Here is a 26,290-nt window from a genome sequence, read left to right as displayed (position 1 = left end):
TCCTGAATGATTCATTCAGGAGGTTTGTGTTTATCTTTATGCAGATGTTTTATCTTGGCTAACCTCAGTGCCGTCTTTTAATAAAAGGCGAGGAGGCTCTCCGTGTGTCACAGTTGCCCCGGTAATCACACATTTTTCAATGTCATCACGAGAAGGCAGCTCAAACATCACATCAAGCATGATGCCTTCAATGATAGAACGGAGTCCGCGTGCGCCAGTCTTGCGTTCAATCGCTTTTTTAGCGATTTCAGAAAGCGCTTCTTCTTCAAATTCAAGCTCAACGTTGTCAAGCTCAAGCATTTTCTTGAATTGCTTAACAAGAGCGTTTTTCGGTTTTGTTAAGATCGCAACCAAAGCTTCTTCGTCAAGCTTTTCAAGGCTTGCAATAACCGGAAGACGTCCGATAAACTCAGGAATTAACCCGAAGCGGAGCAAATCTTCAGGAAGCACTTTTGAAAGAAGATCTTCTTTCTCAAGATCAGCAGCTTTGTTGTCAGCACCGAATCCAATCACTTTTTGGCCTAAACGGCGTTTGATGATTTGTTCGATACCATCGAAAGCTCCGCCGCAGATGAACAAAATATTTGTTGTGTCAATTTGAATGAATTCTTGATGAGGATGCTTACGTCCTCCTTGAGGCGGCACGCTCGCCACTGTACCCTCAAGAATTTTAAGCAATGCCTGCTGTACGCCCTCACCTGACACGTCACGTGTGATAGACGGGTTTTCAGATTTTCTAGCCACTTTATCGATTTCATCAATATAGATAATGCCTTTTTCGGCTTTTTCCACATCATAATCAGCAGCTTGAATGAGTTTCAAGAGAATATTCTCTACATCTTCACCCACGTATCCAGCTTCAGTCAAAGATGTAGCGTCTGCAATCGCAAACGGCACATTTAAAATGCGAGCCAACGTTTGCGCCAGAAGGGTTTTACCGCTTCCTGTAGGCCCGATTAATGAAATATTACTTTTTGAAAGCTCAACATCATCGACTTTGCTGTTGGAGTTAATGCGCTTATAGTGGTTATACACAGCAACAGCAAGTGATTTCTTCGCTTGATCTTGGCCGATGACATATTCATTCAAGATTTCACGAATTTCCTGAGGCTTTGGTACGTCTTTAAATTCTACTTCTTCTTCTGTTCCGAGTTCTTCCTCTACAATTTCAGTGCAGAGTTCGATACATTCGTCACATATATATACACCAGGCCCAGCTACAAGCTTACGAACCTGATCTTGTGTTTTTCCACAGAACGAGCATTTCAATTGTCCTTTTTCCTCGTTAAATTTAAACATTCTTTCACCCCTTAATCTTGTCTCACTTTTTCTTTTACCGGCAGAGCAAAAGAAAATGATTCTTGAAACGAAACGAGTATGTATTGCATTTTACCATACTTTCCAAAAAGACGGTAACAATGTGTTTCTGACTTGCACATTCTATATGTATGACAAAAAACTGCCCTGCATTAACTATCTTGCCCCAAGAAAAAGAGATAACTCATAATTGTACAAAACAAGGCACGAATGATTCGCGCCCTGTTTTATTATTACTATTATTATGCACCATATTAACGGTTTTCTACAAGAAAATCAATTGCTTTGCGAACTTTTAAATCTTCTTTCATCGCGTCAGTAGAACCGATGGCTTGTTTAATATTTTCAACAGGCATGTTGTATGCTTCAGACATTTTTGTAAGCTCAGCATCAACTTCCTCATCTGATACTTCAAGGTTTTCCGCTTTCGCAATCGCCTCAAGAGTCAGGTTAGATTTTACGCGTTTTTCAGCATCTTCTTTCATTTGCTCTTTTAACGCAGCTTCATCTTGGCCTGAGAATTGAGTGTAAAGCTCAAGGTTCATGCCTTGCATTTGCAGACGCTGTTCGAATTCTTTCAGCATGCGGTCAAGCTCAGTGTCAACCATTGCTTGCGGCACATCGATTTCAGCATTTTCAGAAGCTTTCAGAACAAGCTCTTCACGCAATTTAGCGTCAGCTTCGTTTTCTTTCGCTTCTTCTAAACGTTTCTTAGTTTTTTCAGTTAATTCAGCGAGTGTTTCCACTTCTTCATCGATATCTTTAGCGAATTCATCGTCAAGCTCAGGAAGCTCTTTCGCTTTGATTTCGTGAATTTTCACTTTGAACACAGCTGGTTTGCCTGCAAGATCTTCAGCGTGGTACTCTTCAGGGAATGTCACTTCAACATCCTTCTCAGCACCTGCTTCAAGGCCGACTAATTGATCTTCGAAGCCAGGGATGAATGAACCAGAACCTACTTCTAGAGAGTAGTTTTCAGCTTTTCCGCCTTCGAATGCTTCGCCGTCAACGAATCCTTCGAAATCAAGAACAACTGTGTTTCCTTCTTCAACAGCGCCTTCTTCTTTTACAACAAGCTCAGCTTGACGCTCTTGAAGCGCTTTTAGTTCGTTTTGAACATCTTCGTCAGTTACAGTTGTATCGTCTTTTTCAATGCCTAAGCCTTTGTAGTCGCCAAGCTTCACTTCAGGTTTTACTGTTACTTTCGCAGTGAAGATTAAGCTTTCGCCTTTTTCGATTTTTTCAACATCGATTTCAGGACGGTCTACAGGCTCGATTCCAGCTTCTTCAACCGCTTTAGGGTATTCTACAGGAAGAAGAATATCCAAAGCATCTTGGTAAAGAGCTTCTACGCCAAAGCGCTGTTCGAATAATCCGCGAGGAATTTTACCTTTACGGAATCCAGGAATTGAAACTTGTTTTACTACTTTTTTAAATGCATCATCAAGTGCTGTTTTAAACGTTTCAGCATCAACTTCAACCGTTAAAACGCCTTCGTTGCCTTCTTGTTTTTCCCATTTTACAGACATGTGTTTCCCTCCAAAAATCTATTCAGGTTGTGTCGGTCTTCCATTCTAAAGCAATCATTCGGCTTCGTCCAACAAAAACAAAGCTGCCAAAGATCAGAATCATTATGTATAGATGTTAATAATGAACTGCAAAGCCTGTCCAACCGTATTTCTTATAACCCGTTATACACAAATACAACCACTATATTATAACATAACACATAGCGCTTTCAACTATATGGCGTGATTTACAAATAAGAAATTTCTTCAATATCTTTTATCATAGTGCAAGCTTCATCGAGTTCTCTGTCGGTAAATTCATACATCATATGAAGTTCTTCTCTTTCAATTTCAATCCCGTGCATCTCGTAGCCGACTTTATGCAGGGCAGCCGCCCAAAGATCAGCCGACAGCAATTTCGGCTGGAACGGATATAAAACGTATAAATGTCTTCTCCACAATTCTTCTACGGCCGCATACAAGGTTGGATTTTCATTTCCAAGTGTCTCATCCAGCACCCTGAGAACACGGTGCAGAATCGGAGCGGCATCAGGCGGGACAATCTCAGACGGTTCAATTGTCAACGACTCGCCAAATTTACTAATGTGCACAGGTTTACTGTACTCATGCTCGGCCAACAGCATAACAATCATCGTTTTGATAATCGGGTGGGCTGAGGGGTCTTGAAGGATTGTTTTGAGCAACCCTGTATACTTTGCTACGTTACGGTCTTTTAAGGAATGAATGAGATTCATTTGCTCCTCAGGGCTTGCCAGCACTTTCTCGGTGTCAATTGTATCCTCGTATTCTTCGTCCCAAGCCTCGTCCTCTCGATCCGGATCGGTCATTTTCCGGCTGAAATCAAGCAGCTTGTAAAATTGCTCGGCGCTTTCTGCCGGCAGCTGATTTTCTTCCAAAACGGCTTCAATAGTGCTTTTGACTTCTTCGTATTTTTTGAGCTGAATTAAGATGGTCATGTACACCTGCAAAACCGTAAAATAATGGCCATAACCTTCTTTGAGCATCTTCTCGCACACACTTTTTGCCTCTTCCAGCTCGCCCAGCTCTAAAAAGCAGATGGCCATCCCTAAGTGAAGATCAGATTCAGTATCATCATATTTCATCGCTTCTGAAAACAGCTCAAGCGCTTCTTGATACTTTTTTTCCTTGAGTGATGACATCCCTTTTTCCACGAGGCGGTCTTTCAGATGAGGAAAAGGAATAATTTTTGCGTTTTTCTTGTCATGCGTCATACCTATATTCCTTTCAGGCATTTATTTTGTTCAAGTGTATCAACACCTGTGAACAAACACAAGAAATGAAAGGTTTCACCAGGCAAAAAAAGCCGCCGGACAAAGACCGGCCGCTTCTTCAGGCTTGAAGCCAAGAGCTTCTTTTCGATTCAAATAGCTTGATTTCATCTTCAAGCAGCAGCGTTAATGAAATTTCATCATAGCCGTTGATGAGCATCTCTTTCCAATGCGGATCAACTTCAAATGAAATTTGATTGCCTTCACTGTCATGAATCAGCTGATTTTCAAGGTCAACAGTCATTTGCAATGACTGGTTTTCATACTGGCTGACTAGCTGTTTCCAATTGTCATATGGCATGCGGATTGGAAGCATCCCGTTTTTAAAGCAGTTCTGATGGAAAATATCAGCAAATGACGGCGCAATGATAATTTTAAACCCATAATCATCAAGCGCCCACGGAGCGTGTTCACGCGATGATCCACAGCCGAAGTTTTCTCCTGCTATTAAAATGGAAGCTCCTTGATAAACAGGCTGGTTTAATTCAAATTCAGGATTCGGTTCACCATTCGCATCATATCTCCAGTCAAAAAATGCAAAACGCCCGTAGCCTGTTCTTTCAATCCGCTTCAAAAATTGTTTAGGAATAATCTGGTCAGTATCAACATTGATCCGATTTAATACGGCCGCTTTCCCCGTATGTGATTTCAAAGGTTCCATCTCGCGCACTCCTTACACAACTGTTTTTTCCTGATAAAACTTTCTGACATCAACGAAGTGTCCGTGAATGGCAGCCATCGCAGCCATTGCCGGGCTGACGAGATGTGTTCTTGCACCTTTTCCTTGTCTGCCCTCAAAGTTGCGGTTAGAGGTTGACGCACAGCGCTCTCCCTCAGGAACAACATCATTATTCATACTCAAACACATGCTGCAGCCTGACTCTCTCCACTCAAATCCAGCTTCCAAGAAAACCTGGTCAAGCCCTTCTTGTTCAGCCTGAAGCTTCACACTTTGGGATCCTGGCACGACGATGGCTCTAACGCTGTCAGCTACCTTCTTCCCTTTGATCATATCTGCAGCCTGACGAAGGTCAGTCATGCGGGAATTTGTGCAGGAACCGATAAATACGTGCTCCACTTTAATGTCTTCGATTTTCTGATGGGGAGTCAGCCCCATATATTCATAAGCTCTAATCGCTTCTTTTTTGTCATCTTCTGCAGAAAAGCTTTCCGGCGCTGGAACTTCAGAATCGACAGGAAGAACCATTCCCGGGTTAATGCCCCATGTCACCATAGGAGAAATGTCGTTGCCGTCAAGGACGATAGATTTATCGTAAACAGCGCCCGGGTCTGTGCGCAGCGCTTTCCATTCCTCTACAGCCTTGTCAAATTCTTCGCCTTTTGGCGTGTACTTGCGGTTTTTGCAATATTCAAACGTTACCTCGTCAGGTGCAATCAAACCTGCTCTTGCTCCTGCTTCAATTGACATGTTGCAAACGGTCATTCGTTCATCCATCGTCATATTTCTGAATACTTCCCCAGTGTATTCAATGACGTAGCCAGTGCCGAATTTCACACCGTATTTACCGATGACAGCAAGAATGACATCCTTTGCCGTTACCCCTTTTTGAAGCGTTCCATCTACACGCACTTCAAGTGTTTTCGGACGCTGCTGCCAAAGAGTCTGTGTGGAAAGGACATGTTCAACTTCACTCGTCCCGATTCCAAATGCAAGAGCGCCGAAAGCGCCATGTGTTGATGTATGACTGTCGCCGCACACGATCGTTTTCCCTGGAAGCGTTAAGCCCAGTTCAGGGCCGACGACATGGACAATCCCTTGATCCACACTGTGAAGATCGGCAAGGCGCACGCCAAATTCTTCACAGTTTCTTTCAAGCGCCGTTACTTGGCGTTTCGCAACTTCATCCTTTATCTCAAAACGATTGACGGTCGGGATGTTATGGTCCATTGTCGCAAATGTGTTTTGGGGTCTTCTGAGCTTTCTTCCCTTTTGTCTCAAACCTTCAAATGCCTGAGGTGACGTCACCTCATGAATGAGATGCAAATCAATATAGAGAAGATCGGGTTTTCCCTCACCATGTTTTACAATATGCTGATCCCAAATCTTTTCGATGATTGTTCGAGGCATCATCTTTATTTCCTCCCTCTACCTATGAACTAAGACCGCTTAACGTAAGCTGTCACACATTAGAAATTGTATTTTCACTCATGATTGCTGCCTTAACTTCCTCCGTAATGGCCTGAGTGCTGCTGAACTCTTCACCCCGTGCCAAGTCTCTTGTTCTTTTTCCGGAAGCCAAGACTTTGTTTACCGCATCTTCTACAGCTTTCGCTTCCTCTTCAAGCCCGAAAGATGTTCTCAAAAGCATTGCCGCTGACAATATGGCCGCGAATGGATTTGCCATCCCTTTGCCGGCAATATCAGGCGCGGAGCCATGAACAGGCTCAAACAGATGAAGACCTGAGCTTGATAGGCTGGCTGACGGGAGCATTCCGAGTGAGCCTGTAAGCATCGACGCTTCATCGCTTAAAATGTCACCAAACATATTTTCAGTCACCACGACATCAAATTGATTCGGTGCATAAATCAGCTGCATGGCTGCATTATCCACAAGCATGTGCTCCAGCTTTACATCAGGAAAATCTTTTGCAACGTCCTCAGCCACTTCACGCCACAGTCTGCTTGATTCTAGAACGTTTGCTTTATCAACAGAGGTTACTTTTCCTTTTCTGGCTGCTGCCATTTTAAAGCCCTCTCTGATCACGCGTTCAATTTCCGTCCGCTTATAAAACAGGGTGTCTACTGCTTCCTGCTCACCTTCAGTGTTTACATAGCGTTTGCTCGGCTGGCCGAAATACAAGCCGCCTGTCAGCTCTCGGACGATAACAAAATCAACATGATCGATGTATTCTTTTTTCAAAGGCGAAGCGTCAGAAAGGCTTTCAAACACCTTCACTGGCCGTAAATTCGCAAACAAATCAAGCTGTTTTCTGATGCTGAGCAGCCCTTTTTCCGGTCTCAGCTCCGAAGGGTTTTGATCCCATTTCGGTCCGCCGACAGCGCCAAGCAATATCGCATCTGCATTTTTACAAGCGGCAACGGTTTCCTCTGGGAGGGGGTTGTTATGTTTGTCAATCGCCGCCCCTCCAATCAGGCCATATTCAAATTCAAATTCATGGTTAAAGCGTTCGGCAACACTTTTCAGTACGTCTGTCGCTGATTCTAATACTTCAGGGCCGATCCCGTCTCCGGGCAATAGAGCAATACGTTTCTTCAAATTAACCGTTCTCCTTTCTTTTATGATCCGACAGCTGTGTGGTTTTTAAGTCCGCTCATATTCGACTCGAAAACCAATTGACGGTTTACTGCGTTCAAATAGGCTTTCGCTGATGCTTCTAATACGTCTTGCGCTATGCCCCGCCCTGCTGATTCTTTTCCGTTCACCAAAACTCTTACATACACCTGGGCAAATGCATCTTCGCCTTTTCTGTTAGACTGAATGCGGTAGTCTAAGAGCTCCACGTCTTTATCGATGCAGCGCTCAAGCGTGTTGTAGATTGCTTCCACACTTCCGGCCCCAGTTGCAGCTTCCTGAATAAGCTCTGCGTTTTCTTGATTTTTCAAAGAAAGAGTAGCCGTAGGGACCTGACTAGTTCCGTAATGTACTTGCAGAGAAAGAAATTCATACCCAATCTTGCGATCTGTTACTTTTTCTTCTAAAATAAGAGAAACAAGATCCTCATCAGTGATTTCTTTTTTCTTCTCAGTCAACTCTTTAAACATCGTAAAGAATTTATTAATCTCTTCACTGTCAAATTGGAATCCTAAAGCAGTCAACCGGTCTTTAAATGCGTGGCGTCCAGAATGTTTACCTAGGACAAGCGCATCTGCGGTTACACCGACAAGCTCCGGCGAAATAATTTCATAAGTTGATTTCTCTTTTAAAAAGCCGTCCTGATGGATGCCTGATTCATGAGCAAATGCATTATCGCCCACAACTGCTTTATTGCGCGGAACAGCCATGCCGGTCAGCTTGCTTACTAAATCGCTTGTTCTCTTAATCTCGTTCAATGTAATACCTGTTTCAACTTGGTAGAAATCTTTTCTGATATGAAGGGCAACGGCAATTTCCTCTAATGCCGCGTTTCCGGCTCTTTCACCGATCCCGTTCACAGCGCATTCAATTTGATCAGCGCCATTTTCAATCGCAGCAAGAGAGTTTGCAACTGCCATTCCCAAATCATCATGACAATGAGCTGAAAGCTTTGCTTTGTGAATGTTCGGAACGTTTTCCTTCATATATTTAAAGATATTTCCGTATTCCGCTGGAGCCAGGTAGCCGACAGTGTCTGGAAGATTGATAACACTGGCGCCTGCGTCAATCACTTTCTCGACGATTTCTGCCAGGAACGGCAGCTCAGTACGGCAGGCATCTTCAGCTGACCATTGCACAACCGGAAAACGTTCTTTTGCGTATGTCACCATTTCAACTGCTCTTTCAATGACTTGCTCCCGTGTCATTTTCAGCTTGTGTTTCAAATGAATGTCCGATGTGGCGATAAAAACATGAATTCTCGGGTAAGCACCATCCTTTAACGCTTCCCAAGCAGCATCAATATCACCTTTTACACAACGGGCCAGACCAGTCACTGAACAATTTTTAATGGTTCTAGCGATTTCCTGAACAGCTAAAAAGTCACCTCGGGACGAAGCGGGAAATCCCGCTTCAATGATATCTGCCCCGAGTCTTTCGAGCTGCTTAGCTATGGCAAGTTTCTCCTGTGTATTCAAGTTCACTCCAGGGGACTGTTCACCATCACGAAGCGTCGTATCGAAAAAATTAATTTTGCGCAACGGAGACCACCGCTTCCTTCTTCTTGCCTTGTTTCACAAACGGCATCATTTCACGAAGCTTTCTTCCCACTACTTCGATTTGATGCTCGTTCTCGCTCGCATTGATAGCATTGAAACGAGGACGGTTTACTTGGTTTTCGACGATCCATTCTTTTGCGAATGTACCGTTTTGGATATCTTTTAATACTTCTTTCATCGATTCTTTTACTTTAGCATCCACAACGCGAGGGCCTGATACGAAATCTCCCCACTGTGCTGTGTCAGAAATTGAATATCTCATTCCTGCAAGTCCTTCTTCGTACATAAGGTCTACGATTAATTTCAGCTCATGCAGACACTCGAAGTATGCAAGTTCAGGCTGATAACCTGCTTCAGTTAATGTTTCAAATCCTGCTTTGACAAGCGCGCTTAATCCGCCGCAAAGAACCGCTTGCTCACCGAACAAATCTGTTTCTGTTTCTTCTTTAAATGTCGTTTCTAATACGCCCGCTCTTGCGCCGCCGATTCCTTTTGCATATGCGAGAGCTTTGTCTCTTGCTTCTTCAGTCACATCTTGATAGATTGCGAACAATGCAGGTACGCCGGCTCCTTGCTCATATGTTCTTCTGACCAAGTGTCCCGGACCTTTAGGCGCTACCAAGAATACATCTACATCCGCCGGAGGAACAATTTGATGGAAATGCACGTTAAATCCGTGAGCAAATACTAATGATTTTCCTGCTGTCAATTCATCTTTGATTTCAGCTTCGTATACTTTTTGCTGCTGTTCATCAGGAAGCAGAACCATGATGATTTCAGCTTGGGCTGCCGCTTCTTTTACTGAAAATACTTTATGTCCGTCTTCTTGGGCCTGCGTGAAAGATTTTCCTTGTCTAACACCGACGATCACGTCTACTCCGCTTTCTTTAAGGTTCAAGGCATGTGCGTGGCCTTGCGAACCGTATCCGATAACCGCTACTGTTTTGCCTGCCAATACGTTCTCTTTGATATCACCGTTATAATATACTTTTACCATTTCAATCTCTCCCTTGTTATGTTTTATACAATAGATATTGTTTTATTGGATGACGCCTTTTGCTGGGTACCCCTCGCAAAAGCCGTTGTACCTGTTCTCGCGATTTCTTTAATGCCATAAGGTTTCAACAATTCAATAAGCGCTTCAACTTTGTTAGATTCGCCTGTCACCTGAACAACGATGCTGTCTCTGCTGACATCGACGACAGAGGCTCTGAACGGTTCTATGATTCCATTAATCTCTGTTCTCGTTGAAGGTGCGGAGACGACCTTGATTAAGGCCAGCTCCCTCTGGACAATCGATTGATTTGTGATGTCTGTGACTTTCAGCACATCAATCTGTTTGTTGAGCTGTTTTGTTAACTGTTCAACATCATTTTCACCTTCAACGTGAACGACAAAGGTGATTCTGGAAACGCCTGCTGTTTCTGTGTGTCCGACTGTAATGCTTTCAATGTTGTAATGCCTTTTTGTAAATAGACCGGTGATCCGGTTTAACACGCCTGAGCGGTTCACCACAGTCAATGTGATAATTCTTTTCAAGGTTTCACCCCCACCATTTCATGCAGCCCTTTTCCCGGAGCCACCATCGGGAATACTTTTTCTGCGCTGGCAACCCGCACATCAATGACAACAGGTTCTCTAGACGTTAATGCCTCTTCCAGCTTTTCCTTCGCTTCCGCTTCTGATGAAATTCTGATGCCTTTAATGCCGTATGCTTCGGACAATTTGACGAAGTCAGGCTGAGAAGCGAATTTAGATTCTGAATAGCGTTCTTCATAGAAAATTTCCTGCCACTGTCTGACCATTCCGAGACAAGCGTTATTTAAAATCACTACCTTGACCGGAAGATTTAATTCACGAATGACATCGAGTTCTTGAAGCGTCATTTGGAAACCGCCGTCTCCGACAACCGCGACGACAGTGGCATCTTTATCAGCCAGCTGTGCACCGATCGCCGCCGGAAGGCCGAATCCCATCGTTCCAAGTCCGCCTGACGTAACCCATTTATCTGCTTTTTGGAACGGATAAAATTGCGCTGACCACATTTGATGCTGGCCTACATCCGTGGCGACAATGGCTTCTCCTTTTGTAAATTGATGAATATATTCAATCAATTTCTGAGGTTTAAAACCCTCTTCTTCATTCTCTTCATACCAGAGCGGATACTCTTCTTTCCATTCGGCGAGCTGTTTTTTCCATTCGCTTGAATCACTTGGTTTGCCATCTTGTTTGATCAGCTCCTGCAGGACAATTTTGCTGTCTCCCACTACAGGAATCTGTGTTTTCATGATTTTTCCGATTTCAGCTGGATCAATATCGATGTGGGCAATCTTTGCGTTTCTGGCAAAGTGTTTCAGGTTTCCTGTGACACGGTCATCAAAACGGGCGCCGATGCTGATTAAAAGATCACAATCATGAAGAGCCATATTGGCTGTATACGTACCGTGCATTCCCGCCATCCCCAGGAAAAGCGGATGGTCGGCCGGGAAGCCTCCGAGCCCCAAAAGGGTGTGCGCCACAGGGATTTGCTGCTGTTCGACATAATTTTTTAATTCTTCTGACGCTTTTCCGTGCAGTACGCCCGCACCCGCCAGGATCACCGGTTTCTTCGCACTGCTCACGGCTTCTACTAGCTTGCGGATCTGCAAGTAATTCGGCTCTGTTGTCGGCTGGTATCCCGGGAGATTCATCTCATGATCGTAGCTGAATTCTCCTTCAATAGTTGCTACATCTTTCGGAATATCGATCAATACTGGGCCGGGTCTTCCAGTTGTTGCAATATGGAACGCTTCTTTAATGATGCGCGGCAGATCTTCCGGCTGGCGAACCTGGTAGCTGTGTTTTGTCACCGGCATCGTAATCCCTAGAATGTCTGCTTCCTGAAATGCATCACTCCCGATAACAGAGGTTGCCACCTGCCCTGTAAAGACAACTAACGGCAATGAATCAATCATGGCATCAGCAAGGCCTGTAACAAGGTTTGTCGCTCCCGGTCCTGATGTGGCGATGACGACACCCGGTTTTCCAGTGACTCTTGCGTATCCTTCCGCTGCATGAATCGCGCCTTGTTCGTGACGGGGAAGGATATGTACCAACCCTGAATTGTATAGCTTATCGTAAATCGGAAGCACAGCCCCGCCCGGATAACCGAAAATCATTTCTACTTTCTCTTTTTTTAATGATTCAATCAGCATTAATGCTCCGCTCATCGTCTGTGTACATTTGGCAGATGCTGAATCCACCTGTACATTAGTCCCCATTTTAGTTCCTCCTTTTGGATTTTCATCCTTTAAAGATCATCTTTTCATTAGCTAGATAGCTGATTATTCAATAAAAAAAGCCCTTCCACCCACAATCAGCCGCGCAGTAACTGCGATAGCTAAAAGGGGCGAAAAGGCTTTTCTTTCCGCGGTACCACCCTTGTTTACGGCCTTAGTCGGCCGTCTCATGGATATTTCTATCCGCTTTAGTAACGAGTGAATCAAGTTCACCCGGCCAAGTCCTACTGTCATTTCAGACTGGCACTCTGAGGCGAGTTCACCTTGTAAAGCTTCGCCGGTTCTCAGCTAACCCGGTTCTCTGTGGAAAGCTTTATCAAGGCTACTTATCCTCATCTGCGCTTTTCATATTCAGCCTTCAGAACGGCTTGCAAGATGTTCAAGAAGGTCGATTGTTTTTCATTTTTTCAGAATCATATTGCGATCATTTTCGCTTGTGAAGCTTGCGTTTATCTTTTGTTGAACTCATATTACGCCGCTTTGGACGCAGTGTCAACAGCATTTTTTAAAATTATTAGACAATTTTGATTAATCAATCTATATTGTATACGCTTTCATTATTGGTACAAAAGGAATTGCAAATGTTAAAAGTTTTTATAATTTTTTTATTAATCTATCAAGCATACACCAGAATAATTCAAATTTACATAAACGTGTAAGATTTTATAACACGCTATGATTCGTATCGGAATTGAGTCTGACAGATCCTCTTGCAAACCATTTCAATTCGGATAGGCACTCCCCTTGTTCCCTCGGCATACATTAATGGTATCTTGCAAAGAAAAGGTGATACGATGAATAAATCATTTGCAGACATGCAAGGATTTCCTGTGGGCTTTCCAAGCTTCCCCAGCTTTCCGCAACAGCATTATCCTGCTTCCCCTGCCTTTTACCAGCAAAGCCAGCAGCCATTTGGAGGATACGGATACGGACAGCCGTTCAGCCAGGCATACAGCCCGTTGACCACTCCCTCTGCTATGTACTCCTCTTATCCATACACTTCAGATTTTTTCGGGCAGCAATTTTCAGGCACTGGCTTCAGCGGCCATAGCGGCGGGTTCAGTATTCCGGCGACACATGTCGGCGGTTTTAGCGGAACAGCCGGTGTGCATGGAGGCTTTAGATATTAAAGAAGACTGCAAGGGCCGAACAACGATTTCGGCCTCTTTTTTTGCTTTCAAACATCCTTTACAACTCATATATTGGCTTCAATACTGTCAGATTTTCTGTCTTTATAGTTGGAAACAGGATGAAATATGATTAAGATCAAAGTTTGAGGAGGAATAAAATTGCATATAAAAATAGACGATTTAACTGGACGTCAGGTGGTCTCACTTGTGAATGAGCATTTACATAGCATGACGCTTATGTCTCCGCCAGAAAGCATTCATGCCTTAGGTTTAGAGAAACTAAGAGGGCCTGAAATAACGTTTTGGAGCGCATGGGAGGGTGATGAACTCGCCGGCTGCGGAGCGCTAAAAGAACTGGACAGCCGGCATGGAGAAATCAAATCAATGCGAACATCTGCATCACATTTAAGAAAAGGCGTTGCCAAACAAGTTCTCCAGCACATCATTGAAGAAGCCGAGAAGCGAGGTTATGAGCGACTAAGCTTAGAAACGGGTTCAATGACTTCATTTGAGCCCGCAAGAAAATTGTATGAAAGCTTTGGTTTTCAGTATTGCGAACCGTTTGCAGACTATGTTGAAGATCCGAACAGTGTGTTTATGACGAAGGAGCTGCAATTACGAAGATAGATAAGACAGAGGAAAGTCTGTCTTATCTATTTTTTTGTATTCACACACTTTCCCCCTTTTGATACCCGCCAATGTTTTCAATTTTGTTTAATTCAAAGAACAGCGGGAATTACAAACGACATGAACGATATCATGCAAATTCATAAAGGAGGAGATTGATATGAAAAGCATAGTTGGTGTATACGAAACCCCGCAGGAAACCATTGCAGTGATTGAAGGGTTACTCACAAAAGGCTATGATTCTGATGACATTTCTGTTGTGACAAGCCGGCGAGATACAGATTATTTGGAGTCACGTACAGGAACAGAGGTCAATCAAGCCATCGATGCACATCAGGGCGAATCTGAATCTTTTTTCGATAAACTGAAAGATTATTTCACAATGGATGATACTGCTGCACACAGCAAAGCATTATCCGATTTGGATATTAAAACGGATGAAATAGACAAGTATCAAGAAGATTTGGATGACGGAAAACTTCTGGTAGCCGTCGATACAGATGCAGATGTAAATGCTCCTATGGATAACGGCAATGCCCTTTCAGGCGGCTTTTCAAGCACAAATGAAATGGCGGATTATACAACGAAAGAAGAAAAAACGATGCCGCTCCGGGAAGAACAGCTGAAAGTCGATAAGGAAGACGTTCAAACCGGCGAAGTAGAGATAGGAAAAGAAGTGAAAACAGAAAAAAGAGATATGGACATCCCGGTGAGACATGATGAAATTTATGTCGAACGCCGGCCAGTGGATGAAAATAAAGCGGATGCTTCTCCCGTCAACGATTCGGAAGAGATCAGAGTGCCAATCGTTGAGGAAAAGCTGGAAGTGACTAAAAAACCAGTTGTCACTGATGAAGTGGTTGTCGGTAAACGCACTGTTGAAGAAAATGAACATATTTCTGAAACTGTGAAAAAAGAAGAACCTCGTCTGAATAAAGAAGGAAAAGTTGACGGCTTGGATGATGATCCGTTAAATAATAAATAAAAATCATAAGACGACAACAAAAAACCTCAAATCCAATTAGGATTTGAGGTTTTTCTTTTGGTACGTCCCAGGAGAGATTCGAACTCCCGACCGACGGCTTAGAAGGCCGTTGCTCTATCCAGCTGAGCTACTGGGACACGTTATGTTTTTTGTTTTTCGCTTTAACTATCAGCGACAAGATTTATTATATATGGGATGCAACAATAAGTCAACGGTTTTTTAGAATTTTTTTCATGAGGAAGAAAATTTTCTTCCTCATGACATTTTCATAGTGTGACTCGGTTTTGCAGATCCTCAATTTCATTGCCTGCTTGGTCGTAAAAACGGACTGTCGCAGCATCATTTTCTAATGTCAGTATAGCATAGCTTTCTGTCCTGCGCACCCTTGGAAGCCGGATGCTGCCTGGGTTAATCATCAGTTTTCCGCGCAGCACTTCGCTTCCCGCGATGTGCGAATGCCCGAAGCAGATAATATCCGCTCCGAGCTCTTCTGCACGATAGTATACGTTTAACAAGGTCTGTTTTATACCGTGAAGGTGGCCGTGTGTGACCAGTATTTTTCTTGAACCGGCAGTTAGAAGAAGCTCGTCCTTAAAATCGCCGGCAAAATCGCAATTGCCTTTTACAACCGCATAAGGCTCCAATGCAGGATGCCCTGTTTCTAGCTCAGAGTCTCCGCAATGAATCATAAGGTCAACTTCTGCTTCGTGCCGTTTCGCAATGGTCTGGAGTTCTTCTTCAAGCCCATGGCTGTCACTGATAATCAGCACGTTCATGTACGAGCTCCCTCCTTATGCCTCCAAAAGCTTAGACAGCTTTTTAAGCGCGTCAGCCCTATGGCTGATTTTATTTTTTTCATCACTAGTCAGTTCAGCCATTGTCTTATCTTTATCTTTCACGATAAAGATTGGATCATAGCCAAAGCCGTATTCTCCTCTCGGTTCTTCAGCAATATACCCTTCAACATGGCCTTCGACTGTTTTTGTTTCCTCTCCCGGAATACTCACGGCCAATGCGCAGCGGAAACGGGCGGTGCGCTGTTCTTTTTCGATTCCTTTCAGCTCGCTGAGCACTTTATCGATATTTGCCTGGTCGTCTTTCTGTTCCCCTGCATAGCGGGCTGAATAAACCCCGGGTCTGCCGCCAAGATTATCGATGGATAGACCTGAGTCGTCCGCAATCACCATTTTGTTCACTGCTTTGGCAACAGCTTCTGCTTTCAGAATGGCATTCTCTTCAAATGTATGGCCTGTTTCTTCAATTTCTTCTGTGAATCCAATTTCAGCTAACGATTTGACATCATAGCCTTTTGGCTCAAGAATTTCTTTAAATTCCTTCACTTTTCCCGGATTATGTGTCGCAATAATTGCTTCTTTCATGATGATCAAGCCTTTCTGTCTTTATTTCAGTTCTGGCAGAGAATCCCCCAGCACTTCTTTTTGCTTGTCAATCAGCTCTTGAATTCCTTTTTCCGCAAGACCGAGAAGACCATTCAGATCCTCCCTTGAAAAAGTCGCCTCTTCGCCGGTTCCCTGCAGTTCCACGAAACGGCCGCTGCCTGTCATGATGACATTCATGTCAACTTCAGCAGAGGAATCTTCTTCATAATTTAAATCTAACAAAATTCCCTGTTCCTTATCAATTCCAACAGAGATCGCAGCGAGAAAATCCGTGATCGGATTTGTCTTGATTGTTCCTGCTTTGATCAGCTTGCCAATCGCAATCGCCATCGCAAGAAATGCACCTGTAATGGAAGCTGTTCTTGTTCCGCCATCAGCCTGAATGACATCACAGTCAATCCAAATCGTCCGTTCACCGAGCTTTTCCAGATCTACAACAGCCCGAAGCGCGCGGCCGATCAGGCGTTGGATCTCCATTGTTCTGCCGGAAATTTTCCCTTTAGAAGATTCTCTAATTGTTCTTTGATTAGTTGCCCGCGGCAGCATGCTGTACTCTGCTGTAATCCAGCCTTTCCCTCCGCCCCGCAAAAACGGCGGTACGCGGTCCTCAACAGACGCGTTGCAGATTACCTTTGTATTTCCCGCTGTTATTAGAACAGAACCTTCCGGATGGCTGATAAAATCCAAATCGAATGTGATTGGACGCAGCTCATCGTGTTGTCTTCCGTCATGTCTCATGTTTTACCTCCGATTGTATGTACATAAACCATTTTTGTCCCGGAATTGAATAAAGAAAGAGGCAGCCGGAACGCTAACCTCTTTCTTTCTAGTATATCAAAAATCCCAATTTAAAAACTACCCGTATTCACTTGAGAAGGTCTGGAGACCGGTTCTGTGAGCTTTTCGCCTTTTTCGTTTACAAGCTCTGATTTTCCATTCACTTTAACAGAGACGCCTTTTACATCCGGCTGTTCCGTTAACGTCAGCACAATGCTGTTCAGCACTTCTGAAGAAATCATTTTCGTCTTCTCATCGGCGCTGCCGAATATAGATTGATTGAAATCCAACGTCACGCGACCGTCTTTCATTTTCGGTTTGCTGACCAGCTTTACATCTTCATTGAAGTCTGTTAACAGCCCGCTCACCTTGCTTGGGCCTTTAGCCAATTCATTGATGGCTGCTGTAATGTCGTCTTTTTCCGAATTGTCGATTCGTTTCGTCACAGGCACGTAGTACTCACTGTCTTCGTTTTCCGCCAAATAGTAGACTGTCAGCGGGTGGGTAGCAGTGAGATCATTTACACCGGCTGTTTCCAAATTAATGCCGTCTTTGCGGCTTAAATCATCTGAGATCGGCGTCCCTCCTACAGGCATCTCCTTCAGCTCATGCCCGTTTATTCTCAGCTTCACTTTATCTATCGAACTGAATTGCGTCAGCGTCCACGTCACAGATTGAACGATTTTCTGTTCGTCCTCTTTCTTATAATTTTTGAACTCATTAGAGAAATCAGCTATCGCGGTTCCATCTTTTTTGATGTCAACGTTAACGGTTGTGTCAGCCGGCAATACTGCTCTGAAGCCATTCGGAAGAATTTCAGACACAGGCCCGCCCTGTACGAGGTATTCAAGCGCCTGCTTAGCCGTGCTCTCACTTTTAGGAAGAGGCAGCGTTTGCGCGACGACATACCCGTTTTTATCAATAAGATATAGCTCCCTCATAACAGCAGATGAGGCTTGATCCGTTTTTGCGGTATCACTCTTTTTATTCTCTGTTTTTTCGGCTGCTGTAGTATTTGACTTAGCCCCCGCTTCATCGTTCACGTATGTAACGTCTTGAGGCGGATCAATTTCCTTGGCTGCCTTATCAGATTGAAACAAACCGCATCCGGATAAAAGCAAGGCAGAGGTGAGACAAGTCGCACCAATGACTGCAGGTCCTTTTTTCAGCATACTTTTCCCTCCTAAGGATGTTTGTACTATTATGTATACGAGCCTCTTTAGGAAATAGACCGAAGAATTCCGGCAAAACAGAAAAAACCCGCAACATTCCGTTGCGGGAAAACCTATCTTTTAATCGGTTCTTGCAGTGAGATACATTCCACATGCCCCACTTCATGGCCAAACCAATCGTCTGCGATTTTTGCAAACTGATCACGCGCCCCTGTTGTCAGGAACTGATGATCCGGGGCAATCGGAGACTGGTTCAGCAGCCCTTTATAAGAGAGAATTGTGCTGACTTCCCGGGCTGTTTCATCGCCGGACGAAATAATGTTTACGCGCTCTCCCATATATCTTTGAATGGCTTCTTTTAAAATAGGGTAATGGGTGCAACCTAAAATCAGCGAATCAATCGATGTGTCTTTTAACGGGTACAGCGAGGTTTTGACAATCTCGTCTGCTGTTTTGTCGAGAAACTTCCCGCTTTCCACAAAAGGCACAAGCAGCGGGCAGGCAAGGTTTTCAACCTTCAAATCAGGATTTAATGCCAAAAGCGCTTCTTCGTATGCATTGCTCTTAATCGTATTCTCTGTGCCGATGACACCGATATGCTGATTATCCGTCACTTTTATCGCTGCTCTCGCACCAGGCTGGATGACTCCGACCACCGGTATACCGACGCTGCGCTGGATGTCATCCAAAGCGATCGCTGTTGCTGTGTTACAGGCGATCACGAGCATTTTGATGTGGTGGTTTTCGAGTAAATAATTCGTCAGCTCCCACGTATATTGAAGCACCTCTTCTTCAGGGCGCGGCCCGTAAGGACACCGTTTCGTATCCCCCACGTAGATAATATTTTCTTTAGGTAGCTGTCTCATGATTTCCTTCGCAACGGTTAAACCGCCAACCCCGGAATCAATGACCCCTATTGGTTGTTCCAACAAAATCGCCTCATTTTCTCTTCATTTCATGCTGCAGTTTCATCAAAGATTTTTCGAAGATGGCTATTTCTTCATCTGTAAACGATTCGAACATATCACGCAAATATTCCTGCCTTTTTGTAATGACCTCTTGGATAATCCGTTCTCCTTCAGGCAGCAGATGTATCCGGACAACACGTCTATCCGCCGGGTCCTTGACCCGCTCAACAAGCTCATTTTTTTGCATGCGGTCGATTAAGTCCGTTGTCGTGCTGCATGCCAGATACATTTTGCCCGATAGTTCGCCGATTGTCATATCTCCCAGTTCATAAAGCCATTGCAGGCCGACAAATTGCGGCGGCGTAATTGCATATTGGTTAAGGATTTCTCGTCCTTTTTGCTTAATAATCGCGGCAATGTGGCGGAGAGACTTTTCAATATCCGCAACATGCTCCAAAGGTTTTGATGTCATTTGTCCATCCCTCACTCAAGGATCTCTTACGCACAAAAGCGTTCCGTGTCTATTTTCCTTCTTTTTTGAAGAAAATGCAAGACTCGCAGGAGAGAAATAGAGGACTTTAGTCAAACAACATCAAGCAAAAAAATTCATTTTATGACTTGCCTACGTTTTGCACAGCATTCAAAAATATGGTTTCGAATGTTCCAAACAAACAGCAATAACCGGCTCCTTCCTAAAAAGAAGGAATACCGGCAAGAATTAAAGCTCTAGCTCACCCATTCTAAGAAGCTCAACAACGGCTTGCGAACGCCCTTTCACACCCAATTTCTGCATGGCATTTGAAATATGGTTTCGAACGGTTTTCTCACTGATAAATAGCTCGCTTGCAATCTCCTTTGTTGTCTTATCTTGAACGAGCAATTCGAACACTTCTCTTTCTCTTTTCGTTAGCAGCGGCTTCGATTGAAATTCTTTCTCCTTCAAGTATTGTAACCCTCCTTGCTAAGGTGAGAGCGAATCAGAAACGAATGGGTTTTGATATAGTCGAGATATCATATGTAAGAAGGGCGCAGGGGGTGACGTTTACAAGAGAATTAGTTTATCGTGTATGGAGAAGCGTTTCTTTCTCATCATCCGTCCAGCTGACAGCCTTGCCGCTTTCCTTCGAGACTTGAACCATCACGACTGCTCCGGTGAAGCAAGGTTCGCCTTTGTGGTTCTCTCCGAGATAATGCAAGGTAAGAGATGAACTGCCGACAGCGCTTGTTTTCACATAGATGCGCAGCTCTTCATAAGGCATGACTTGGCGCAAATAATCGCACTGCTGGCTTGCCACAACTGTCATGGTCTGTTTGTTTTCACTCATCATATTCAGCTTTTTAAAATAAGAAATTCGCGCCTCCTCAAAATATATAAAAGGGGTTACATTATTCATATGCCCAAACATGTCCGTCTCGGAAAATCTTACGGATACCTCATTAAAAAAAGAAAAGGATCTTTTCCATTCTGGAAACGGCATATCAATATAAGCGGGAAGCTTCATCTTTTTTCATCTCCTTATTGTTTAAAAAAACCTCTCCCATGCGGAAGAGGTTTTTTCTTCTTATACTCTGTCGCTTCCGAAGAAATTGCGGAACGCTTGTAAGTTTGTATCTCTATTTAAGGCTGCAATCGAAGTGGTAAGCGGAATGCCCTTCGGACAGGATTGGACACAGTTTTGCGAGTTGCCGCAATCTGCAAGGCCGCCTTCATCCATTAGTGCTTCTAATCGGTCAGATTTATTCATGGCGCCTGTCGGATGTGCGTTAAACAGGCGGACTTGCGACATCGGTGCCGGCCCCATGAACTTCGATTTGCTGTTCACATTCGGGCAGGCTTCGAGGCAGACGCCGCACGTCATGCATTTTGATAATTCATATGCCCATTGACGGCGTTTTTCCGGCATTCTCGGCCCCGGTCCCAAATCGTACGTACCGTCAATTGGTATCCACGCTTTTACTTTTTTCAATGAATCAAACATTCTGCTACGGTCAACCTGCAAATCACGAACGACTGGGAATGTTTTCATTGGCTTTAAACGAATCGGCTGTTCAAGCTGGTCGATAAGCGCCGTACAAGACTGGCGGGGTTTTCCGTTTATGACCATTGAACATGCGCCGCATACTTCCTCAAGACAGTTCATATCCCATGTGACAGGGGTTGTCTTTTCACCTTTGACATTAACCGGATTCCGGCGGATTTCCATCAGAGCGGAAATGACGTTCAGATTCGGGCGGTATGGAATCTCAAATTCTTCATCGTAAGGTGTGCTGTCGGCTGTATCTTGACGTGTGATAATAAATCGTATGGTTTTTTGTTCACTCATGATTATTTCGCCACCTTCTTCTTCGAGTAATCCCGTTTCCGAGGCGTTATCAGTGATACATCGACATCCTGATACTCAAATTCCGGCGCTTCATACGGGCTTACATGTTTAGCCATTGTTGTTTTGAGCCATTCATCATCATTACGTTCAGGATAATCCGGTTTATAATGGGCGCCCCGGCTTTCATTACGGTTGTAAGCGCCAAGGGTAATCACCCTCGCAAGCTGGAGCATGTTCGAGAACTGGCGTGTGAACATCGCCCCCTGGTTGCTCCATTTTGTCGTGTCATTGATGTTGATCTTTTTAAAGCGCTCCATTAATTCCTGAATTTTGTCGTCCGTTTTCAAAAGCTTGTCATTATGGCGGACAACCGTTACGTTCGCCGTCATCCACTCACCGAGCTCTCTGTGAAGAACATAGGCATTTTCGGTTCCGTCCATGCTCATAATATCAGCCCATTTTTCTTCTTCTTTTTTAACGTGAGCGTCGAATAAAGAAGAAGACATGTCTTCCGCTGAAGATTCTAAGCCGTTTACATATTTCACCGCGTTCGGTCCGGCCACCATGCCTCCGTAAATCGCAGACAGCAGGGAGTTTGCTCCCAAGCGGTTGCCGCCATGCATAGAGTAATCACATTCCCCAGCCGCAAACAGTCCAGGGATGTTTGTCATTTGATCGTAATCCACCCATAAACCGCCCATAGAATAATGGACCGCCGGGAAGATTTTCATTGGAAGCTTGCGCGGGTCGTCTCCCATGAATTTCTCATAAATCTCAATGATGCCGCCAAGCTTAATATCTAGCTCTTTCGGATCTTTATGAGACAGATCGAGATAGACCATGTTTTCACCGTTAATGCCAAGCTTCTGGTTCACACACACATCAAATATTTCACGTGTCGCAATATCACGCGGCACCAGGTTTCCGTATGCCGGATATTTTTCCTCGAGGAAATACCACGGTTTACCGTCTTTATATGTCCACACGCGGCCGCCTTCACCACGCGCTGATTCACTCATCAGTCTTAGTTTGTCATCGCCCGGGATGGCTGTCGGGTGGATTTGAATGAATTCTCCGTTTGCATAGTACGCTCCCTGCTGATAAACGATTGAAGCAGCAGATCCTGTATTAATCATGGAGTTCGTTGATTTTCCAAAAATGATCCCCGGTCCGCCGGTCGCCATAATGACCGCGTCAGAACGGAAGGATTCAATTTGCATGTTTGTCAGGTTTTGCGCAACAATTCCGCGGCAGGTTCTGTCATCATCTAATACAGCGCCAAGGAATTCCCAGCCTTCGTATTTTGTGACCAGACCCGCAACTTCGTATCTGCGCACTTGCTCGTCCAGTGCATAAAGCAGCTGCTGTCCCGTCGTCGCACCCGCATAAGCCGTTCTGTGATGCTGTGTACCCCCGAATCGACGGAAATCAAGCAGGCCTTCAGGCGTCCGGTTAAACATAACACCCATCCGGTCTAATAAGTGGATGATCGAAGGCGCCGCTTCACACATTGCCTTGACCGGCGGCTGGTTGGCAAGAAAGTCTCCCCCGTATACCGTGTCATCAAAATGTTCCCACGGAGAGTCACCTTCCCCTTTTGTATTGACCGCTCCGTTTATGCCGCCTTGCGCACAAACTGAATGAGAACGTTTGACAGGAACGATGGAAAACAGCTTAACCGCCATTCCTGATTCCGCTGCTTTAATTGTCGCCATGAGGCCGGCAAGACCTCCGCCGACTACGATAATGCTTGATTGACTCATGATAGCCCCTCTCCCTCTAGTAATCTAGTACTCTTAAACAAATGCGAAAATCGCTTTTAAGCCTACGTATGACAGTGCAACAAAAATAATCAGCGTAACGTATGTCGAAATTCTTTGAGAACGAGGCGTTACCGTGATGCCCCATGTAACAGCGAAAGACCATAAACCGTTCGAGAAGTGGAAAATTGTTGATAAAACACCGACAATGTAAAAGCCAAGCATAGCCGGAGAGCTCAAAATATTCGCCATCATGTCGAAATTGACCTCAGCGCCCATTTGTGCGGCAATGCGGGTTTCCCACACATGCCAGCTGACGAAAATAAGAGTGATGATACCGGTTACACGCTGCAGGACAAATAGCCAGTTTCTCATATAGCTGTATTGGCCTGCGTTATTTTTCGCAGTAAACGCTATGTACACACCATAAACTGCATGATAAATTAATGGTAAGAAGATAATAAAAATTTCCAAGGCATACCTGAAAGGCAGGCTATCCATAAAATGAGCAGCGCTATTGAATGCTTCAGCGCCCCTTGCGGCAAACTGGTTGACGACTAAATGCTGAATGAGAAAGATGCCGACCGGTATGACGCCAAGCAAGGAATGCAATCTTCGAAAATAAAACTCTCTGTTCCCAGACATTACTTTACCCCCTGTTTGATAAGTGCGAAATGTGCTAAATCTCTTCCTCCACTTCTTTCAATTGTAAGCACTTTATTAAGATTTATTGACAATTTCATTTTACTCCTCCCTCAAAAGGGCGTCAAGAAAACGCGTACATAAATTATAATTTTCCGAATTGATTAGTTGATTGAAAAATTTTATTTTATCAATATATATTTCTCGCTTAATTTTTCATAAGAATTACAGGATCATTCTGTAATCCTCCCCCCTGTTTGAGCTATAATATACGCAGGAGAGAGGGGAGACAGATATGAAGTCTAAATTTGAAGCATCTATTGACAACCTAAAAGAAATTGAAATGAACGCCTATGCCTACGAACTAATACGAGAGATCGTTCTCCCAGATATGCTTGGCCAAGATTACTCTTCCATGATGTATTGGGCAGGAAAACATCTCGCCCGTAAGTTTCCTCTTGAATCATGGGAGGAATTTCCGGCCTTCTTTGAAGAAGCGGGCTGGGGAACCCTCACCAACGTAAGCGCTAAAAAACAGGAGCTTGAATTTGAACTCGAAGGGCCGATCATTTCCAACCGGCTTAAACATCAGAAAGAACCTTGCTTTCAGCTGGAAGCTGGTTTTATCGCTGAACAAATTCAATTGATGAATGATCAGATTGCCGAATCATACGAACAAGTGAAAAAGAGAGCCGATAAAGTGGTTCTGACTGTGAAATGGGATATGAAAGACCCAGTGTAATCAAAAAGGCGGTGACTGCATAGTCCCGCCTTTTTGATTGTCATTACACAGCTGAAGGGTGTTTTGAAAGCTCGAATGCATCGTGAAGCGATTCGACTGCTTTCACCATATCGTTTTCGCTTACGACGGTTGACACTTTGATTTCAGATGTGCTGACCATTTTGATTAAAATGTTTTTTTGCGCCAGTACAGCAAACATTTCAGCCGCTACACCGGGATTCGAGACCATGCCGGATCCGACAATGGATACTTTGGCCAATTTGCTTTCAGTCTCGATTTTCTCGAATTCCAGCGCGTCTTTATACTCTTCAAGCACCGCAACGGTTTGGTCTGCATCTTCTGTTTTGACAGAGAAGGAAATTCCAGTCTTGTCCTCGGCCTGCGTTTGGATAATGATATCCACGTTTATGTTTCTTTTGGCAAGTGTCGTAAAAATAGTAGACAAAGTTGTCAGGCCGCTAGTCAGCCCGTAAATGGTTACCCTTGTGATTTGATCTTCAAATGCAATGCCTCTGACAATTAAGTTCTGTTCCATGGATGATTCCTCCTCAATTAATGTACCCGCTTCGGTTTCTGTACTTGAACGCACTTCTAACGGCACTTGGTAATTTTTCGCGAACTCAACAGCTCTCGGATGAAGAACGCCGGCGCCTAAATTGGCAAGCTCAAGCATTTCATCGTATGAGATGCCGGCAAGTTTTCTCGCTGATTTCACATAGCGCGGATCGGTTGTAAACACGCCGGGCACGTCTGTATATATGTCACATTTATCAGCTTTTAAAGCGGCAGCCAAAGCTACTGCTGTTGTATCTGAACCGCCACGGCCCAATGTCGTAATTTCACAATCCTCTGTCATGCCTTGAAATCCTGCAACAATGACGATTTTTCCTTCTTCAAGCCGGTCTGCTAAAACCGATGTGTCGATATCTGTAATTCTGGCGTTTCCGTGAACGGCCTCCGTACGGATTCCCGCCTGCCAGCCAGTATAAGACACGGCGTCATAGCCTTTTTCCTGCAATGCCATTGAGAGGAGTGAAATCGTGACCTGTTCGCCTGTCGCCAGCAGCATGTCCATTTCGCGTTTGCTCGGCTGGTCAGAAATGGCTTTTGCAAGGCTGACCAATTCGTCAGTGGATTTTCCCATAGCTGACACGACAACAACGACTTGATGGCCTTTCTGTTTTTCTGCAATCGCGCGGTTTGCCGCATTTTGAATTTTTTCGACTGAGCCGACGGAAGTACCTCCGAATTTTTGTACAATAAGACCCATGTATTACCACCCTTTACATTTTGGTTCGTGCGGGTGAGGAGAAAGAGCGCTTTGTCCACAATAAAAAAAGCAATGAGAGGAATACTCTCATTGCTTATCAATTAATCATCATGAATGATTATGAACAACGAGATAGCCCTCCAAGAAAATGATTTCTTGACAGCCTTACATTTATTCAATGCACGGCCAGCAAATAATACCGATGGGGTTTTATTTGCTTCGGCGACGCTCCCCTTTCAGCCTTTTTCACAGAATCCATCTTTCTCCAAAGGCATACTCTTGAAGTTCGCACCTCTATCTTCACCA

26 protein-coding genes, 1 tRNA gene, 1 riboswitch and 1 other annotated feature are annotated in these 26,290 nt (G+C 44.3%); of the genes, 4 read left to right on the top strand and 23 right to left on the bottom strand.

Features of this window, described 5'->3' with window-relative positions; translation table 11 throughout:
- Nucleotides 1-36: 36 nt before the first annotated feature.
- The 10 genes from clpX to ilvB all read right to left on the bottom strand — a co-directional run bounded on the left by clpX (nucleotide 37) and on the right by ilvB (nucleotide 12,229).
- Entirely contained in the window at nucleotides 37-1,299 is a 1,263-nt protein-coding gene (clpX, locus tag NZD81_RS01520) for an ATP-dependent protease ATP-binding subunit ClpX (RefSeq protein WP_003229613.1), read from the bottom strand.
- Between the two features lie 272 nt (nucleotides 1,300-1,571).
- Nucleotides 1,572-2,846: a trigger factor gene (gene tig / locus NZD81_RS01515; RefSeq protein WP_014664866.1), complete on the bottom strand. Its 1,275-nt coding sequence runs from the start codon at nucleotides 2,844-2,846 to the stop codon at nucleotides 1,572-1,574.
- A 227-nt stretch (nucleotides 2,847-3,073) separates the two neighbouring features.
- On the bottom strand, nucleotides 3,074-4,078 hold the full coding sequence (gene ddcA / locus NZD81_RS01510; RefSeq protein WP_069150002.1) for a DNA damage checkpoint antagonist DdcA: 1,005 nt from the start codon (nucleotides 4,076-4,078) through the stop codon (nucleotides 3,074-3,076).
- A 118-nt stretch (nucleotides 4,079-4,196) separates the two neighbouring features.
- Nucleotides 4,197-4,796 (bottom strand): 3-isopropylmalate dehydratase small subunit, encoded by a 600-nt coding sequence (leuD, locus tag NZD81_RS01505; protein WP_014664869.1) that lies wholly within the window; start codon nucleotides 4,794-4,796, stop codon nucleotides 4,197-4,199.
- 12 nt (nucleotides 4,797-4,808) lie between these two features.
- Nucleotides 4,809-6,227 (bottom strand): 3-isopropylmalate dehydratase large subunit, encoded by a 1,419-nt coding sequence (gene leuC / locus NZD81_RS01500; protein WP_136654304.1) that lies wholly within the window; start codon nucleotides 6,225-6,227, stop codon nucleotides 4,809-4,811.
- 49 nt (nucleotides 6,228-6,276) lie between these two features.
- On the bottom strand, nucleotides 6,277-7,374 hold the full coding sequence (gene leuB, locus NZD81_RS01495; RefSeq protein ID WP_014664871.1) for a 3-isopropylmalate dehydrogenase: 1,098 nt from the start codon (nucleotides 7,372-7,374) through the stop codon (nucleotides 6,277-6,279).
- Between the two features lie 20 nt (nucleotides 7,375-7,394).
- The gene (locus NZD81_RS01490; protein WP_040082253.1) at nucleotides 7,395-8,951 is read right to left on the bottom strand and encodes a 2-isopropylmalate synthase; all 1,557 of its coding nucleotides are present in this window, start codon (nucleotides 8,949-8,951) and stop codon (nucleotides 7,395-7,397) included.
- Nucleotides 8,938-9,966, bottom strand: coding sequence for a ketol-acid reductoisomerase (gene ilvC / locus NZD81_RS01485; protein WP_136654305.1), 1,029 nt, complete (start codon nucleotides 9,964-9,966; stop codon nucleotides 8,938-8,940). Before ilvC ends, NZD81_RS01490 begins: the two co-directional genes overlap by 14 nt.
- A gap of 23 nt (nucleotides 9,967-9,989) precedes the next feature.
- Entirely contained in the window at nucleotides 9,990-10,508 is a 519-nt protein-coding gene (gene ilvN, locus NZD81_RS01480; protein WP_069150004.1) for an acetolactate synthase small subunit, read from the bottom strand.
- A complete protein-coding gene (gene ilvB, locus NZD81_RS01475; RefSeq protein ID WP_282372972.1) occupies nucleotides 10,505-12,229 on the bottom strand; it encodes an acetolactate synthase large subunit in 1,725 nt (574 codons plus the stop codon). The genes ilvN and ilvB overlap by 4 nt, the downstream gene beginning before the upstream one ends.
- A gap of 121 nt (nucleotides 12,230-12,350) precedes the next feature.
- Nucleotides 12,351-12,595 (bottom strand) — a binding site (T-box leader).
- Between the two features lie 446 nt (nucleotides 12,596-13,041).
- Between ilvB and cotQ the strand changes: the two genes are divergently transcribed.
- From cotQ to NZD81_RS01460, 3 genes are all read left to right on the top strand, one after another.
- On the top strand, nucleotides 13,042-13,377 hold the full coding sequence (cotQ, locus tag NZD81_RS01470) for an inner spore coat protein CotQ (protein ID WP_014664878.1): 336 nt from the start codon (nucleotides 13,042-13,044) through the stop codon (nucleotides 13,375-13,377).
- Between the two features lie 159 nt (nucleotides 13,378-13,536).
- Nucleotides 13,537-14,004, top strand: coding sequence for a GNAT family N-acetyltransferase (locus NZD81_RS01465; protein WP_282372975.1), 468 nt, complete (start codon nucleotides 13,537-13,539; stop codon nucleotides 14,002-14,004).
- A 160-nt stretch (nucleotides 14,005-14,164) separates the two neighbouring features.
- Nucleotides 14,165-14,989: a YsnF/AvaK domain-containing protein gene (locus NZD81_RS01460; protein ID WP_282372977.1), complete on the top strand. Its 825-nt coding sequence runs from the start codon at nucleotides 14,165-14,167 to the stop codon at nucleotides 14,987-14,989.
- 63 nt (nucleotides 14,990-15,052) lie between these two features.
- Here the strand turns inward: NZD81_RS01460 and NZD81_RS01455 are convergent.
- From NZD81_RS01455 to sdhC, 12 genes are all read right to left on the bottom strand, one after another.
- Nucleotides 15,053-15,126 (bottom strand) — tRNA-Arg (locus NZD81_RS01455).
- A 129-nt stretch (nucleotides 15,127-15,255) separates the two neighbouring features.
- Nucleotides 15,256-15,765: a metallophosphoesterase gene (locus tag NZD81_RS01450; protein WP_014664882.1), complete on the bottom strand. Its 510-nt coding sequence runs from the start codon at nucleotides 15,763-15,765 to the stop codon at nucleotides 15,256-15,258.
- A 15-nt stretch (nucleotides 15,766-15,780) separates the two neighbouring features.
- Nucleotides 15,781-16,377, bottom strand: a complete 597-nt coding sequence (locus NZD81_RS01445) for an XTP/dITP diphosphatase (RefSeq protein WP_080429044.1) — start codon at nucleotides 16,375-16,377, stop codon at nucleotides 15,781-15,783.
- 12 nt (nucleotides 16,378-16,389) lie between these two features.
- On the bottom strand, nucleotides 16,390-17,127 hold the full coding sequence (gene rph / locus NZD81_RS01440; RefSeq protein WP_003246039.1) for a ribonuclease PH: 738 nt from the start codon (nucleotides 17,125-17,127) through the stop codon (nucleotides 16,390-16,392).
- Nucleotides 17,128-17,237: 110 nt separating this feature from the next.
- A complete protein-coding gene (gerM, locus tag NZD81_RS01435) occupies nucleotides 17,238-18,338 on the bottom strand; it encodes a spore germination protein GerM (RefSeq protein ID WP_014664884.1) in 1,101 nt (366 codons plus the stop codon).
- 113 nt (nucleotides 18,339-18,451) lie between these two features.
- Nucleotides 18,452-19,270, bottom strand: coding sequence for a glutamate racemase (gene racE / locus NZD81_RS01430; RefSeq protein ID WP_134975240.1), 819 nt, complete (start codon nucleotides 19,268-19,270; stop codon nucleotides 18,452-18,454).
- A gap of 7 nt (nucleotides 19,271-19,277) precedes the next feature.
- Nucleotides 19,278-19,718, bottom strand: coding sequence for a MarR family winged helix-turn-helix transcriptional regulator (locus NZD81_RS01425; RefSeq protein ID WP_003229573.1), 441 nt, complete (start codon nucleotides 19,716-19,718; stop codon nucleotides 19,278-19,280).
- 246 nt (nucleotides 19,719-19,964) lie between these two features.
- A complete protein-coding gene (gene gerE, locus NZD81_RS01420; protein ID WP_003184172.1) occupies nucleotides 19,965-20,189 on the bottom strand; it encodes a spore germination transcription factor GerE in 225 nt (74 codons plus the stop codon).
- Between the two features lie 115 nt (nucleotides 20,190-20,304).
- Nucleotides 20,305-20,748: an acyl-CoA thioesterase gene (locus NZD81_RS01415; protein ID WP_040082240.1), complete on the bottom strand. Its 444-nt coding sequence runs from the start codon at nucleotides 20,746-20,748 to the stop codon at nucleotides 20,305-20,307.
- A gap of 60 nt (nucleotides 20,749-20,808) precedes the next feature.
- On the bottom strand, nucleotides 20,809-21,570 hold the full coding sequence (sdhB, locus tag NZD81_RS01410; RefSeq protein ID WP_069839675.1) for a succinate dehydrogenase iron-sulfur subunit: 762 nt from the start codon (nucleotides 21,568-21,570) through the stop codon (nucleotides 20,809-20,811).
- A gap of 2 nt (nucleotides 21,571-21,572) precedes the next feature.
- Nucleotides 21,573-23,333 (bottom strand): succinate dehydrogenase flavoprotein subunit, encoded by a 1,761-nt coding sequence (gene sdhA / locus NZD81_RS01405; RefSeq protein WP_014664887.1) that lies wholly within the window; start codon nucleotides 23,331-23,333, stop codon nucleotides 21,573-21,575.
- Between the two features lie 33 nt (nucleotides 23,334-23,366).
- A complete protein-coding gene (gene sdhC / locus NZD81_RS01400; protein ID WP_003222512.1) occupies nucleotides 23,367-23,975 on the bottom strand; it encodes a succinate dehydrogenase cytochrome B558 in 609 nt (202 codons plus the stop codon).
- Between the two features lie 292 nt (nucleotides 23,976-24,267).
- Here sdhC and NZD81_RS01395 point away from each other — a divergent pair, with 292 nt between their 5' ends.
- Nucleotides 24,268-24,714 (top strand): YslB family protein, encoded by a 447-nt coding sequence (locus tag NZD81_RS01395; protein WP_003222508.1) that lies wholly within the window; start codon nucleotides 24,268-24,270, stop codon nucleotides 24,712-24,714.
- A 43-nt stretch (nucleotides 24,715-24,757) separates the two neighbouring features.
- Here the strand turns inward: NZD81_RS01395 and NZD81_RS01390 are convergent, their stop codons facing one another.
- Nucleotides 24,758-25,984 carry an aspartate kinase gene (locus NZD81_RS01390; protein ID WP_014664888.1) on the bottom strand — a complete coding sequence of 409 codons (1,227 nt, stop codon included), beginning with the start codon at nucleotides 25,982-25,984 and terminating at the stop codon, nucleotides 24,758-24,760.
- Between the two features lie 125 nt (nucleotides 25,985-26,109).
- Nucleotides 26,110-26,289, bottom strand: a riboswitch (Lysine riboswitch).
- Between the last annotated feature and the right edge of the window lies 1 nt (nucleotide 26,290).

This window comes from Bacillus sp. B.PNR1 (genome assembly GCF_030386235.1).
GTDB lineage: Bacteria > Bacillota > Bacilli > Bacillales > Bacillaceae > Bacillus > Bacillus stercoris.
The sequence above is the reverse complement of the archived record's forward strand: the minus strand, read 5'-3'. Positions and strand labels throughout refer to the sequence as shown.

Coding starts and splice junctions, on each gene's coding strand:
- clpX (WP_003229613.1), bottom strand. CDS start 1,299: ATGTTTAAATTTAACGAGGAAAAAGGACAATTGAAATGCTCGTTCTGT.
- tig (WP_014664866.1), bottom strand. CDS start 2,846: ATGTCTGTAAAATGGGAAAAACAAGAAGGCAACGAAGGCGTTTTAACG.
- ddcA (WP_069150002.1), bottom strand. CDS start 4,078: ATGACGCATGACAAGAAAAACGCAAAAATTATTCCTTTTCCTCATCTG.
- leuD (WP_014664869.1), bottom strand. CDS start 4,796: ATGGAACCTTTGAAATCACATACGGGGAAAGCGGCCGTATTAAATCGG.
- leuC (WP_136654304.1), bottom strand. CDS start 6,227: ATGATGCCTCGAACAATCATCGAAAAGATTTGGGATCAGCATATTGTA.
- ilvC (WP_136654305.1), bottom strand. CDS start 9,966: ATGGTAAAAGTATATTATAACGGTGATATCAAAGAGAACGTATTGGCA.
- ilvB (WP_282372972.1), bottom strand. CDS start 12,229: ATGGGGACTAATGTACAGGTGGATTCAGCATCTGCCAAATGTACACAG.
- cotQ (WP_014664878.1), top strand. CDS start 13,042: ATGAATAAATCATTTGCAGACATGCAAGGATTTCCTGTGGGCTTTCCA.
- NZD81_RS01460 (WP_282372977.1), top strand. CDS start 14,165: ATGAAAAGCATAGTTGGTGTATACGAAACCCCGCAGGAAACCATTGCA.
- NZD81_RS01450 (WP_014664882.1), bottom strand. CDS start 15,765: ATGAACGTGCTGATTATCAGTGACAGCCATGGGCTTGAAGAAGAACTC.
- rph (WP_003246039.1), bottom strand. CDS start 17,127: ATGAGACATGACGGAAGACAACACGATGAGCTGCGTCCAATCACATTC.
- gerM (WP_014664884.1), bottom strand. CDS start 18,338: ATGCTGAAAAAAGGACCTGCAGTCATTGGTGCGACTTGTCTCACCTCT.
- NZD81_RS01425 (WP_003229573.1), bottom strand. CDS start 19,718: ATGACATCAAAACCTTTGGAGCATGTTGCGGATATTGAAAAGTCTCTC.
- NZD81_RS01415 (WP_040082240.1), bottom strand. CDS start 20,748: ATGAAGCTTCCCGCTTATATTGATATGCCGTTTCCAGAATGGAAAAGA.
- sdhB (WP_069839675.1), bottom strand. CDS start 21,570: ATGAGTGAACAAAAAACCATACGATTTATTATCACACGTCAAGATACA.
- sdhA (WP_014664887.1), bottom strand. CDS start 23,333: ATGAGTCAATCAAGCATTATCGTAGTCGGCGGAGGTCTTGCCGGCCTC.
- sdhC (WP_003222512.1), bottom strand. CDS start 23,975: ATGTCTGGGAACAGAGAGTTTTATTTTCGAAGATTGCATTCCTTGCTT.
- NZD81_RS01395 (WP_003222508.1), top strand. CDS start 24,268: ATGAAGTCTAAATTTGAAGCATCTATTGACAACCTAAAAGAAATTGAA.
- NZD81_RS01390 (WP_014664888.1), bottom strand. CDS start 25,984: ATGGGTCTTATTGTACAAAAATTCGGAGGTACTTCCGTCGGCTCAGTC.